The sequence below is a fragment of the Caulobacter sp. HJHS_5 genome, from assembly GCF_056683955.1.
This window is the reverse complement of sequence record NZ_JBWZNC010000004.1, coordinates 26217-39083: the sequence shown is the minus strand read 5'-3', so window position 1 is coordinate 39083 and position 12867 is coordinate 26217. Positions and strand designations below refer to the sequence as shown.

Genomic DNA, 12867 nt, shown 5'->3' with positions numbered 1-12867 from the left:
TACCGGAGGTGGGTCTCAGTGAATGAGGGCTGCGCGCGGAGGTGGCGCCGCCGCTTGGCGACTCAGTTGGTCAAGATCGCCGGCAAACGCTTGTCGGCCTCACGCTCGCTGGCGCCGCTAGCCCTTGGCGGCGCCCGCAACTTTAGAATTTTAGGACGGCAAGCTCGTCACGCTCGCAGGTTCCGCTGAATCTGTCGGCATCGATAACGCCGGATCGCCGGTCGATTCTGACCCAGCGCCGATCAATCGGATTGAGTTTGAAGCGCGCCGTGAAGGTGTCGCTTGTCAGGTTGACATCGGTGAGCGGCCACCAACCGTCCTTCCCGCCAGCATTGATGGAGGGGATGAGAAAGTCGGGCAGGCGGATGCGAGATTGAGCGCCTGCAATTTCCACCAGCACGCTTCCCGCGACCGATGATCTGGTTATTGGCGCTGAGGTGGTGGTGATCTCCGCTTTGCCGGTGACTGGATTGATCCCACTTCGATACTGAGATCCGCCGCCTGAAGCGACCTGCGCCTGGCCGGTGCATGTCAGCCGCAACGGCGGCTGAGGTTCTTGGGCCAATGCCGGACCTGCGATGGCGAACATCGCCGCCGTGCAAATGATGTAACGCATCGAGCTTGCCCCTAACCAGGCAGGCATTCCATCAAAGCGCCGCTCGGTTCACAAGTGGGGGCCGCTGGCGAGCCTAGACGCTAGCGTGCGTTTATCGGGACGAAACGCGAGCATTGACCCGACTGCGATCCCGAGCCGAGCGCCGCGCTTGTTTACGCCCTACCCGCGTCGTGGCGGCGCATCGCAAGCAAAGGCCGGTGATCTCATCATCGCCGCGAGCGTCTAGTAGATCGCTGAGGCTTTGGATTGACGGCCTCCTTGATCAAGACCGCCCAAACTGGCCGCTCGACGCTAGTTGACCAGGATCGCGCCCAGCAAGAACCCGCGGCTCAGTTGATCAGGATCGCGCCGAGCAGGAGCTTGGTCCCAGGGCCGAGCATCTTGTCGGCTTCGCGCTGGAGCAGGCCCGAGATGTAGTCGGCGTCGGGGGCGCGGGCGGCGGGCAGGCTGGCGGCGTAGATCGACAGCGACTGGACGAAGCCGGCGCGCAGGCGCGGGACCGAGAGCGTGGCGCGCTGGCGCAGCTTCTCGTCGGGAATGTTCAGGCCGCAATCGACGGTGAGCACGCCGCGACGGCCGCCCATGCGGTTGATGGTGGCGGTGAGGGCCTGGATCTGAAGGAAGGTCTCTCCGCCGCCCTTCTTGCGGTCTTCCTTCGGGGCCTCGTTCGCCAAGGCCTCTGGGGCCGGCGCGCCGGCCGCCAGGAAGGCGGGGGCGAGGCCGAGGGCGAGGATCAGGCGGCGGCGGTCCATGCGGACGGTATGACGCGCAAAGGTGGATGCCCGGTTGACGTGACAAAGCCGGGGACTCGCGGGAGACTCGGCAAGCACCGGAGCGAACACGGCTTGACCACTCCTTTGAACCTCGACGGCAAGGTGATCCTGGTCACCGGCGGCACCGGCTCGTTCGGGCGGCGGTTCTGCGACGCGGTGCTGAGCCGCTGGAAGCCGCGCAAGCTGATCGTCTATTCGCGCGACGAGCTGAAGCAGCACGACATGCAGATCGAGCTGCGCGAGAAATTCGACGCCGAGACGGTGGGGCGCACCCGCTTCTTCATCGGCGACGTGCGCGACCGCCAGCGCCTGACCCTGGCCCTGCGCGGGGTGGACATCGTGATCCACGCGGCGGCGCTGAAGCAGGTGCCGGCGGCGGAGTACAATCCGTCGGAATGCATCCACACCAATGTGCTCGGGGCCGAGAACGTGGTCTGGGCCTGCCTCTCGAACGGGGCGAAGTCGGTGGTGGCGCTCTCCACCGACAAGGCCTGCAACCCGATCAACCTCTACGGGGCGACCAAGCTGGCGTCGGACAAGACGTTCGTGGCGGCCAACAACCTCTCGGGCGACATCGGCACGCGGTTTTCGGTGGTGCGCTACGGCAATGTGATGGGCAGCCGGGGCTCGGTGGCGCCGTTCTTCCAGCGCCTGATCGACCAGGGGGCGGCCAGGCTGCCGATCACCGACGCGCGGATGACGCGGTTCTGGATCACGCTCGATCAGGGCGTCGACTTCGTGCTGTCGTCGCTGGAGATCATGCGCGGCGGCGAGGTGTTCGTGCCGAAGATCCCGTCGATGAGCGTGGTCGATCTGGCCAAGGTGATGGCCCCGGACCTGCCGCACGAGATCGTCGGGGTGCGCCCGGGCGAGAAGCTGCACGAGGTGATGGTCAGCGCCGACGACGCCCGCCAGACGGTGGAGCTGGCCGACCGCTATGTGATCGAGCCGAGCTTCGTGGAGTATACCCGCAAGGCGTTCGGGGCGGAGGATGGGGCGCGGCCGGTGCCGGAGGATTTCTCCTACGCCAGCGACAGCAACAGCGACTGGCTGACGCCGGATGCGCTGCGGGCGATGCTGGCGAGCTATGGGTGAGGTTCTAAAGAAAACCCCTCTCCCTCGAAGGGGGAGGGGCAGGGGTGGGGGTATTTCCTCGGTCGTTCCGGTCAGGAACAATTGGGCGCGGCCTGTTGAGCCCACCCATCATCGCTCTGCACCCACCCCCATCCCCGGCCCTTCCCCCTTCGAGGGGGAAGGGGGAGTTCAATGACCGACCCCCTTTCCCACTACGGCCGCCAGGTCATCGACGAGGACGATATCGCGGCGGTCACCACGGCCCTGCGGGGCGAGTTTCTGACCACCGGCCCTGAGGTCGCCGCCTTCGAGGCCGAGTTCGCCGAGGCCGTGGGGGCGCGGCACGCGGTGGCGTGCAGCAACGGCACGGCGGCGCTGCACCTGGCGCTGCTGGCGCTGGGGGTCGGGGAGGGAGACCTCTGCATCGCGCCTTCGACCACGTTTCTGGCGACCGCCAACGCCGTGCGCTACGTGGGCGCCGAGGTGCTGTTCGCCGACGTCGATCCGGCCAGCGGGCTAATGACTCCCTACACGCTTTCGGTGGCGATCCACCGGGCGGGGGTGCGGCGGGTGCGGGCGGTGCTGCCGGTGCATCTGCGCGGCGAGGTCTGCGAGCTGCCGGCCCTGAAGGCCCTGGCCCAGGCGGCCGGCGGGGTGCTGGTGGAGGACGCGGCCCATGCGCTGGGGTCGACCATGACGTTCAACGGCGCCGAGCCCGAGCGCGTCGGCGACAACGCCCACAGTGCGGCGACGACCTTTTCGCTGCATCCGGTGAAGACCATCACCACCGGCGAGGGCGGGGTGGTGACGACCGGCGACGCGGCCCTGGCCCAGCGCCTGCGCAGCTTCCGCGGCCATGGCATGAGCCGGCCGGAGGGCGCGGACCCATGGGTCTATGAGATGGCCGATCTCGGCCTCAACTACCGCCTGCCGGACATCAACTGCGCGCTCGGACGCTCGCAGCTGAGGAAGCTGCCCGGCTTCATCGAGAAGCGCCGAGCGCTGGCCGCGGCGTGGGGCGCGGCGCTGGCGCCCCTGGCCCCGGCGGTGACGGTGGCGGCGGCCATGCCGTGGTCGAATCCGGCCCTGCACCTGATGACCGTGCTGATCGACTTCGCGGCGCTGGGCGTGAGCCGCGCCGAGGTGGTCGCGCGATTGGCGGCGCGGGGCGTGGCCAGCCAGGTGCACTACATCCCGGTGCACACCCAGCCCTACTATCGCCAGCGCTACGGCGAGATCGACCTGCCGGGGGCGCAGGCCTGGTACGACCGCTGCCTGTCGCTGCCGCTGCATCCGGGGATGAGCGAGGCGGACGTGGCGCGGGGGGCGGCGGCCTTGGCGGAGGCGATCGGGGCATGAGCGCCGAGCTGGTGATCGCCGGGCGCAGGGTGGGGCCGGACCACGAGCCGTTCGTGATCTGCGAGCTGTCGGGCAACCACAACGGCAGCCTGGAGCGGGCGCTGGCGATGATCGACGCCGCCGCCGCGACGGGCGCCGACGCCATCAAGCTGCAGACCTATACGCCCGACACCATCACCCTCGACGCCGAGGGACCGGACTTCATGATCGAGGGCGGGCTGTGGGACGGGCGGCGGCTCTATGACCTCTATGCCGAGGCCTATACGCCCTACGACTGGCACCCGGCGCTGTTCGAGCGGGCGCGCCGGCTGGGGGTGACGCTGTTCTCCACCCCGTTCGACGCCACGGCGGTGGACCTGCTCGAGCGCCTGGATGCGCCGGCCTACAAGATCGCCAGCTTCGAGGCGGTGGACCTGCCGCTGATCCGGCGGGTGGCGGCGACCGGTAAGCCGATGATCATCTCGACGGGGTTGGCCAACCTGGAGGAGATCGGCGAGGCGGTGGACGCGGCGCGAGGCGCGGGGGCGAGGCAGATCGCGCTGCTGCACTGCGTCTCCAGCTATCCGGCCCCGATCGAGGAGGCCAATGTGCGCACGGTGGCCGACTTGGCGGCGCGGTTCGGCTGCGTCGGCGGGCTGTCGGACCACACGCCGGGCGTGGCGGCCTCGGTGGCGGCGGTCGCCCTGGGCGCCTCGGTGATCGAGAAGCATTTCACCCTGGCGCGGGCCGACGGCGGCCCGGACTCGGCCTTCAGCCTGGAGCCCGGCGAGTTCGCGCGGCTGGTGGCCGACTGCAAGGCCGCCTGGGCGGCCCTCGGCCGGGTGCACTACGACGACCTGGGCAGCGAGGCGGCGGCGGCGGGGCACCGGCGCTCGCTCTATGTGGCCGAGGACGTGGCGGCCGGGGAGCTGCTGACCGAGGCCAATATCCGCTCGGTGCGGCCGGGCTATGGCCTGGCGCCGAAACACCTGCCGGAGGTGCTGGGCAAGCGGGCGACGCGGGCGCTGGTGAAGGGCGAGCGGCTGAGCTGGGAAATGGTGAGGTAGGGGGAGCTTTTCAGTTCATCCCAGGGAACCGCCCCGGCGCGGCGTGCTTTCCGAAGCGACGCCCAGGAGGGAACCCATGCCCGACCATGAAGTCGATATGAGCGGCCCCGATGCGCCTATAGAGACCGTGGGCGACCATGACCTGGTCGCTTCGGATCGCGTCGAGGGTACGGGGGTCTATAGTCCCGAGGGCGAGAAGGTCGGCCACGTCCGGAATTTCATGGTCGACAAGCGGACGGGACAGGTCGCCCACGTCATCGTCTCCGACAACGGTTTCTTCGGCCTCGGCGGCGATCGCTTCGTCCGCGTACCCTGGGCCGAACTCACCTACGATCCCCACCTTGGCGGTTACCGGACGAACCTGACCAAGGAGATCATGGAGGCGCGCGGGCGCATGTCGGCCGAGGAGGCCGACATGCAGATCTGGTGACGTCGTCAGGGTGAAGGTCCGCGCGAGCCCCGAAGCCCGCGCATAAACGTCAACGCGCCGCGATCTGCGGCCTTGGTCCCGACGCGCCGAACGCTCCGATCAGCGCATCGTCGAGGTAGGCCTCGACCACCATCTGGCTGTGGCCGGCGACGGGGGTCTTGAAGGTGACCTGATGGCCGACGCCGGCGGCGCCCTCGGCGATGTTGCGGGTGCCCGACAGGAAACTTGTTTCCAGCCGGCCGGCGGCGAGGAAGAAGCGGATTTGCGGGGCGCGCCGGAAGTCGGTGCGGTCGCGGCCGGCGACGGAGACGGCGTAGACATTGCCGAACATCGCTGGATGGCGGAAGGCGGTCTCCACGGCCCAGGCGGCGCCGTTGGAATGGCCCATCAGCATGCGGTCGGCCGCCTTCGGCGAGGCGCCCCATTCGCGCTCGGCGCGGGGGATCACCTCCTCGAGGAAGAAGCGCTCGTGGCTGTCGAACTGCTGGTTGGCGCCGACGGTGGGGAAGTCGCGCAGGTAGTCGCCCGAGCGGCGTTCGCTGTCGCCGCTGTGCAGGCCGACCAGCACCACGGGGCGGATGGCGCCCGCGAGGATGAGCGGCTCGACCATGCCGGCATGGACGCGGGTGTTCTGGCCGTCGGCCTCGTAGACGACCGGGTAGCGCCGCGTCGGGTCGAAGCCCGGCGGCAGGTAGACGGTGACCATGCGCGTCTGGCCGAGGTTGCGGCTGTCGAACGGGACGTTGAGCACCTGGCCGGTGAGGCGGGCGGCGATGGCGGGGCGGGGTTCGGCGTGAGGGCCGCGCCACTGGGTGGGGCGGACGGGCGCGTCATCGAAGACCATGACGTCGAGCAGGGCCGCGTCGAGGCCGGGGGTGCGGGCGCTGATCGTCCAGATGTCGCTGCCGGGGAGTTGGGCCAGGGGCGCGTTGAGGGCGCCGGACATGCGCGGGGCGGCGGCCCGGCTGCGGGCCGCGACGGTGAAGACGTCGCCGTCGGTCCACAGCGCCACCTTGTCGGCGCCGAGGCGCCTCTCCGCCTCGGCGACGCTGAGGTCGCGACGCTCGCGGCAGACATCGGGGAGGGCGCCGGGTGCGCCGCAGTCCCTGAACGGGCCGGGACCGAGGTTGGGGAAGATCGGCTCGGCCATGGCGGGTAGGGCGAGGAGCGCGGCCAGCACCGCCGCCGCGATGGCAAGTGCGCGATGGCGCATGGCGTGTCCTCCCTGGGTGGCCGTCTGGCGCGGCGTTCAACCGATAGTGACGCTTGGGAGGATGGTGGAATAGTGGCGTTCGATGAGGTTTTGGGCGGGGGCCGCCCTCGTCCCCTTCGACGCCGCCTGCGGCGGCGCTCAGGACAAGCTTCGAGGCCCGCTACGCGGGCGCCTAAGGATGAGGGCTACTTTTGGCTCGGCGGATCAGTCGAAATCCTCACCCTGAGGTGCGAGTGAAGCGAGCCTCGAAGGGCGAGGGTTTCGCCCCCTACTTCCGCACGAACTTCTGCAGGCAGTTCTTGGTGGGGCTGGAGTCGCAGCCGCCGGAGAGGCCGGTGTAGATGGCGCCGGTTTCGTCGGCGCCGAGGCCTTCGGGGCGGACGCCTTCGATGAAGTACTTGAGCGAGCCGTCCCTGGCGCCGCCGATGCGGACGCCGGTCTTCCAGCCGGGGTTGCGGATGGCGTTTCCGCCGCCTTCCGGCGCGGAGGCCGGGCCGCCGATGGGGTTGTTGGACTCGGAGTCGGCGACGATCAGGGTGTCGTCCTTGAGGATCCAGACGCCGCTGGGGCGGCCGAAGTGGCGCCACTCGTCGATGACCTTGAAGTCCTTGTCGAAGATCTGGATGCGGTTGTTGCCGCGGTCGGCGACGAACAGGCGGCCCTGGGAGTCGTAGGCCAGGCCGTGCGGCCCCATGAACTCGCCGGGCTTGCGGCCGAAGCCGCCGATCTGGCGGAGGAACTTGCCGTCGCGGGAGTAGAGCACCAGGCGGTCGCCATCCTGCGGGCCGGAGGCGGGACGGGGCCAGTGGCCGTCGGCGATGAGGATGTTTCCGTCGGGCGTTTCGATACAGGCGGCCGGCTGGACGAAGGTGTCCGGGCCCGCCTGGGAGACGCCCGCCTTGCCGAGGGTGAGCAGCAGCTTGCCGTCGGGCGTGAACTTGAAGACCTGATTGCCCTTCGCGCCGGCTTGAGCCCCGCCGCCGAACGGGCCGCTGTCGGCCGCCCAGAAGTTTCCGTCGCGATCGCGGCAGAGGCCGTGGGCGGCGCCGAAGGTGACGTCGATGCGGGAGACGACGCGGCCCTGGGCGTCGAGATGGACGATGCCGGGGTCGGAGCGATGCTGCAGCCAGACGCCGCCCCGGCCGTCGGGCACGATGCCGATGGCGCCGCCGGGCTTGATGTCGCCGAGCTTCGGGTAGTCCGTGACCATGCGGTAGGGGTTGGCGATGGCGTTGGTCGCCGGGGTCTCGATGGACGCCGGGCGGTCGCCGCGCGGGGCGGCCTGCCGCGCCAGGGCCGCCGGGCCCGAGGCCGTCAGGAGAGCCGCCGCCCCGAAAATCGCCAGCGCCTTGATGTCGATCCCGGCCATGTCGCTCTCCCGTCGCCCGGCCGGACCGTGGCGCGGATGCGGCGGCGCGTCCATCGCCGTTTTGAATTCGCGTCAGCGCTCGCCGAACAGGCCCGCCTGCATCTGCTCCAGCTCCTTGGCGTAGCGCTTGGCGACATAGACCTCGGCGAGGAGGCCGAGCGGGCGCTTGTCGTCGTCGAGAACCGCAAGTTCTTCGGTCTCGGTGCGGTCGAAGGCCTGCATCACCTGCTCGATGTGCATCTCCGGCGTCAGCCAGATATCGGTGCTGATGGCCAGGGCGCCGACGGGAATCTCCACCGAGGCGGTGTCGAGGTAGGCGTCGGCGGTGGGCACGATGCCCGCGTAGAGGCCGGCGTCATCGACCAGCATCACCCGGGTGGTCGAGCCGAGCGGGAAACGGCGGCGAAACTCCGCCACGGTGATCGAGGCCGCCACCGTCGCGGTGTCCGGGCGCATCATGCGGCCGGCGGTGAGGCTGCGCACCCAGCCGACATCGCGCGCGCTGCGGATCGTCTCGCCGCGCAGGTGCAGGCGCCAGGTGGAAAAGGAGTAGCCGAACCGCTCCCGCACGATGGTGCTGGCGATCAGCGAGGCCGCCAGGGTGGCGGCGGCGATGCCGAAGTCGTGCGTCGCCTCCAGCACCAGGAACGACATGGTCAGCGGGCCGCCGACCACGGCCACGCCCAGCGCGCCCATGCCGACGAGGGCGGCGTTCTCGACCGGCAGGTGGATGGGAAGGCCGCCAAGGGCGACGAGGCCGGCGCAGACCTGGCCGAGGATCGATCCCAGGAACAGGGCCGCGAAGAACAGCCCGCCGCGAAAGCCGAGGCCGAGCGAGACCACCGAGCCGCAGGCCTTGATGACGAAGATCACCGCCAGGGCCGAGAGGCCGATGCCGGCGGCGAGGTCGGCGTGCAGGGCGCCGTGGCCGGACGACAGCACCTGGGGCGAGACGAGGGCGAGGCCGGCCAGCAGGCATCCGCCGACGACGGGGCGGACGGGCTGCGGCAGGCCGGTGCGGCGGACGAGTTGCTCGGTGACGGCGGTCAGCCGCATCAGGCCGATGCCGACGACGGCGCAAACCACGCCGAGGACGGCGTAGATCAGATAGCCGACGGCGTCCGGCGGCTCGGCGATGACGATCTGCAGGGAATAGGGGGCGGCGCCGGCCATCTCGGCCACCAGCGCCGCGGACAGGGCGGCGGCGGCGACCGGGGCGATCATCGATGGGGTATAGGAGCCGATGACGATCTCGAAGGCGTAGAAGGCGCCGGCGAGGGGCGCGCCGAAGGCGGCCCCGATGGCCGCGCCGGCTCCGGCGCCGACGAGGGTGCGAAGGTCCTGCCGCCGCAGCTTGAAGGTCCGCCCAAGCCAGGAGGCGGTCGCGCCCGCCGCCTGGGCGTAGGCGGCCTCCAGCCCCACCGAGGCTCCGAAGCCGTTGGAGATCAGGGTCTGAAGGCAGACGACGAGGCTGCCGCGCAGCGACAGACGCCCGCCGTAGAGCGCATTGGCCTCGACGACGTCGATCTGGCGCGCCGCCTTCCAGCGCCCGGCGAGCCAGGTGACCAGGCCGAGCAGGGCGCCGCCGACAGGGAGCCAGAGGACGGTGAGCGGATCGACGCGCGGCAGGGCGCTGAGCCGGTCGTCCAGCGAAAAGCCGTAGAGCCGCGCCTGGAGGCCGTGCGCCAGCGCCGCCTGGGTCACCGCCAGAAGGCCGGCGAGCGCCCCGACGACGACGGCGAGGCCGATGAACCAGATCTCGCTGGCGCGCAGGCGCCCGCGCAGCCAGCTGAGCGGCCGGCGGCTGATCGAGATCGGGGCGGTGAGATCGACCATGCCTAGCCCCGCCATGTGGAGACCATCACGCGGAGCGGGTTGGCCGGGTCGGACAGCAGCTTGGCCACCATGGCCAGGCAGATGACCACCAGCAGCGGGCGGATCAGGCGCGGGCCGAAGCGCATGGCGGCGTGGGAGCCGAGGCGGCCGCCGAGGAACTGGCCCGCGGCCATGCAGCCGCCGAGCAGCCACAGGACGTGGCCGCCCGCCGCCAGGACCACGACGGAGACGACGTTGCTCATCAGGTTCAGCGCCTTGGTGTGGGCGGTGGCGCGGGTGAGGCCCATGCCCATCAGGGTAACGAGGCTGAGGGCGAAGAACGAGCCCGTGCCGGGGCCGAAGAAGCCGTCGTAGAGACCGATGCCGCCGGCGACGACGGCGTAGGCCAAGGGCGTGAGGCGGGCGTGGCTGTCCTCGTTCGACGCCTTGGGGCCGAGCAGGAAGTAGAGGGCGATGGCGATGAGGAGGACGGGCAGCAGCACCATCAGCCAGCGCGCATCGGCGACCGAGAGCAGCAGCGAGCCCAGCGCGGCGCCGACCAGGGTGGCGGCGAGCGGGATCTTGATGTGGTGGAAGTCGATCTTGCCGGCGCGCCAGAAGCTCCAGGTCGCGGAGGCGGTGCCGACGCTGCTCTGCACCTTGTTGGTGGCGATGGCCTGAACCGGCGGGACGCCCACGGCCAGGAGGGCGGGCAGGGTGATCAGCCCGCCGCCGCCGGCGATGGCGTCGATGAAGCCGGCGAGGACGGCGACGGCGACGAGCAGGGCGATGACTTCGGGAGCGAGGTGCACGCCTCGCTGTAGCACTCCCTTCCCCCTGTTGAAGGGGGAAGGGGTGGGGATGGGGGTGCAGAGTGTCCGAGTAGTCCCGGTTGTTGTCAGTCGGAGGCTGGTGGTGCTTCGTGGGCGGTAGGCGTTCTGAACCGGTGCACCCCCAACCCTAGCCATTCCCCCTTCAACAGGGGGAAGGGGACGGTCTTGACCATCCTGGTCGACGCCGCATCCAGGGAGAGGGAGGCTATCCCTTCACCCGCACCTTGCTGGTCACCCGCCGGCCCTGATCGTCGACCACCATCAGGCGGTAGAACCCCGCGCTGGCGGGGCGCCAGATGACCTTGCCGCTGAGGGCGTCGGGGGCGAGGGGCTGGCCTTCGACGTACCATCTAAGACCATCTCCGCCGGCGGCGAGGGCGAGGCCCCGGGCCGAGGGGCCGAACGCGTCGACCTGGATGGTCGCGCCGTTGGGCGGGAAGATCAGGCGGGGGCCGGCGTCAGCCCGGTCGAGACGCTGCAGGGCCGGCGGGGCGGCGCGTGGGGCGATGGGGCGCGGGGCCGAGGGCGGGGCGGCGACGAGGTCGGCGGCGTCGAACAGCATGGGCAGGGCGGCGTCGCGGCCGGTGAGGCCGCCCCGCGCGCCGCCATCGGCGCGGCCGGTCCAGACAACGACGACATGGCCGCCGACGACCCCGGCGGCGACGGCGTCGCGGAAGCCGTAGGAGGTGCCGGTCTTGAAGGCGATGGGGCCGCCGCCGCGCATGAGGGCCACGGGCGCGCGGCCGGCCGGGGGCGGGGTCTCGCGCAGGATGTCGAGGACGGTGTTGGCGGCCTCGGAGCGCATGATGCGGGCGCCGCCGGATCTTTCGCGTTTGGCGGCCTCAGCCTCGGTCCAGGCCAGGGGCTTGGCGACGCCGCCGTCGGCCAGCGCCGCGTAGAGCACGGCGAGATCGCGCAGGGTGATGCCGTCGCCGCCGAGGGCCAGGGCGAGGCCGGGGTCGACGGTTCCCTGCTTGGCGCGGGCAAGGGTGACCCCGGCGGCTTCAAGCCGGGCCTGAAAGGCGGCGGGGCCGACCTTTTCCAGCATGGCGACGGCCGGGACGTTGAGCGAGTGCATCAGCGCCTCGCGGGCGGTGACCTTGCCGTGGAAGACGCGGTCGAAATTCTCCGGCTGGTAGTCGGCGAAGCGGCGGGCGGCGTCGTCGATCTGGGTGTCGGGGGCGGCGGCGCCGTCGTCGAAGGCGAAGCCGTAGATGAAGGGCTTGAGGGCCGAGCCCGGCGAACGCAGGGCGGTGGTCATGTCGATCCAGCCGCCGGGGCGGGAAAGGCCGCCGGAGCCGACGGCGGCGCGGACGGCGCGGGACTTCACCTCGACGACGAGGATGGCGGCGGTGGCCTGGGGGCCCTGGGCGGCGGCGACGGAGGCGGCCAGGGGTTCGAGGCGGGACTGCAGGCCGGCGTCGATCGTGGAGACGACGGTGGCCTGGCGGACGGGGGCGGAGCGGGCCAGCTCGCCGGCCGCGTGCCAGGCGAGGGACGGGAAGGGCGCGCGCTGGGGCAGGGGTTCGGCTTCCGCCTCCAAAGCCGCGGCTTCAGTAAGCACATGGGCGCGGATCATCTTGTCGAGGACGGCGCGGCGGGCCTGGCGGGCGACCTCGGGGCGACGGTCCGGGCGGCGAGCCTCGGGGGCCTGGGGCAGGGCGATGAGCAGGGCCTGCTCGCCGTCGGTGAGGCTCTCGGGTTCGTGGCCGAAATAGGCGAGGCTGGCGGCGCGGACCCCCTCGAGGTTGCCGCCGTAGGGGGCGAGGGTGAGGTAGAGGGCCAGGGTCTCGCGCTTGGTCAGGCGGGCCTCGATCTGGGTCGCGCGGACCATCTCGATCAGCTTGGAGGCCAGGGTGCGGGGACGCGGCTCCAGCAGGCGCGCGGTCTGCATGGTGAGGGTCGAGGCGCCGGAGGAGACGTGGCCGGTGACGGCGGCCTGGGCGAGGGCGCGGGTCGCGGCGATGGGGTCGACGCCGAGGTGCCAGCGGAAGCGGGCGTCCTCCACGGCGGTGAGGCGGCGGACGAAGCTGGGATCGGTGCGGTCGAGGTCGGCGCGGATGCGCCAGCGGCCGTCCTCGACGGGCAGGGCGCGCAACCAGGCGCCGCGATGGTCGAGGGTGACGGGCGAGGCGTGCTCGCCGCGGGCGAGGTCGGGGGGGAAGAGGGCGTCGGCGGTGAAGAGGAGGAGTTCGAGGGCGAGGAGGGCGCAGCAAGCCAGCAGAACGCCCTTCCCCCTGTTGAAGGGGGAAGGGGCGGGGGATGGGGGTGCAGACTGCCCGGAAAGGTCGCCGCCGGTTGAACGGCTGCTGTCCCCCCCATCCCCGACCCTTCCCCCT

Annotated in this window: 11 protein-coding genes; 4 read left to right on the top strand and 7 right to left on the bottom strand. The window is 71.0% G+C overall.

Going from position 1 to position 12867, the window contains the following annotated elements:
• Positions 1-142 precede the first annotated feature (142 nt).
• Entirely contained in the window at positions 143-616 is a 474-nt protein-coding gene (locus ACFLIT_RS08505; RefSeq protein WP_479910791.1) for a hypothetical protein, read from the bottom strand.
• A gap of 329 nt (positions 617-945) precedes the next feature.
• Positions 946-1368: a hypothetical protein gene (locus tag ACFLIT_RS08500; RefSeq protein ID WP_479910790.1), complete on the bottom strand. Its 423-nt coding sequence runs from the start codon at positions 1366-1368 to the stop codon at positions 946-948.
• Positions 1369-1461: 93 nt separating this feature from the next.
• Here ACFLIT_RS08500 and pseB point away from each other — a divergent pair, with 93 nt between their 5' ends.
• The 4 genes from pseB (at position 1462) to ACFLIT_RS08480 (ending at position 5298) form a co-directional block, all read left to right on the top strand.
• Complete coding sequence (pseB, locus tag ACFLIT_RS08495; RefSeq protein WP_479910789.1) at positions 1462-2484, top strand: UDP-N-acetylglucosamine 4,6-dehydratase (inverting); 1023 nt, start codon at positions 1462-1464, stop codon at positions 2482-2484.
• 171 nt (positions 2485-2655) lie between these two features.
• Positions 2656-3822 (top strand): UDP-4-amino-4,6-dideoxy-N-acetyl-beta-L-altrosamine transaminase, encoded by a 1167-nt coding sequence (gene pseC, locus ACFLIT_RS08490; RefSeq protein ID WP_479910788.1) that lies wholly within the window; start codon positions 2656-2658, stop codon positions 3820-3822.
• Complete coding sequence (pseI, locus tag ACFLIT_RS08485; protein ID WP_479910787.1) at positions 3819-4868, top strand: pseudaminic acid synthase; 1050 nt, start codon at positions 3819-3821, stop codon at positions 4866-4868. The genes pseC and pseI overlap by 4 nt, the downstream gene beginning before the upstream one ends.
• A 76-nt stretch (positions 4869-4944) precedes the next feature.
• Positions 4945-5298, top strand: a complete 354-nt coding sequence (locus tag ACFLIT_RS08480) for a PRC-barrel domain-containing protein (RefSeq protein WP_479910786.1) — start codon at positions 4945-4947, stop codon at positions 5296-5298.
• 49 nt (positions 5299-5347) lie between these two features.
• On the opposite strand, the gene ACFLIT_RS08475 is transcribed toward ACFLIT_RS08480, so the two are convergent.
• The 5 genes from ACFLIT_RS08475 to pbpC all read right to left on the bottom strand — a co-directional run bounded on the left by ACFLIT_RS08475 (position 5348) and on the right by pbpC (position 12752).
• Positions 5348-6511, bottom strand: a complete 1164-nt coding sequence (locus ACFLIT_RS08475) for an alpha/beta hydrolase (protein ID WP_479910785.1) — start codon at positions 6509-6511, stop codon at positions 5348-5350.
• Between the two features lie 268 nt (positions 6512-6779).
• The gene (locus ACFLIT_RS08470; RefSeq protein WP_479910784.1) at positions 6780-7880 is read right to left on the bottom strand and encodes an NHL repeat-containing protein; all 1101 of its coding nucleotides are present in this window, start codon (positions 7878-7880) and stop codon (positions 6780-6782) included.
• Positions 7881-7952: 72 nt separating this feature from the next.
• Positions 7953-9716, bottom strand: coding sequence for a chloride channel protein (locus ACFLIT_RS08465; protein ID WP_479910783.1), 1764 nt, complete (start codon positions 9714-9716; stop codon positions 7953-7955).
• A 2-nt stretch (positions 9717-9718) separates the two neighbouring features.
• Positions 9719-10507, bottom strand: coding sequence for a TSUP family transporter (locus ACFLIT_RS08460; protein WP_479910782.1), 789 nt, complete (start codon positions 10505-10507; stop codon positions 9719-9721).
• Positions 10508-10733: 226 nt separating this feature from the next.
• Complete coding sequence (pbpC, locus tag ACFLIT_RS08455; RefSeq protein WP_479911154.1) at positions 10734-12752, bottom strand: penicillin-binding protein 1C; 2019 nt, start codon at positions 12750-12752, stop codon at positions 10734-10736.
• Between the last annotated feature and the right edge of the window lie 115 nt (positions 12753-12867).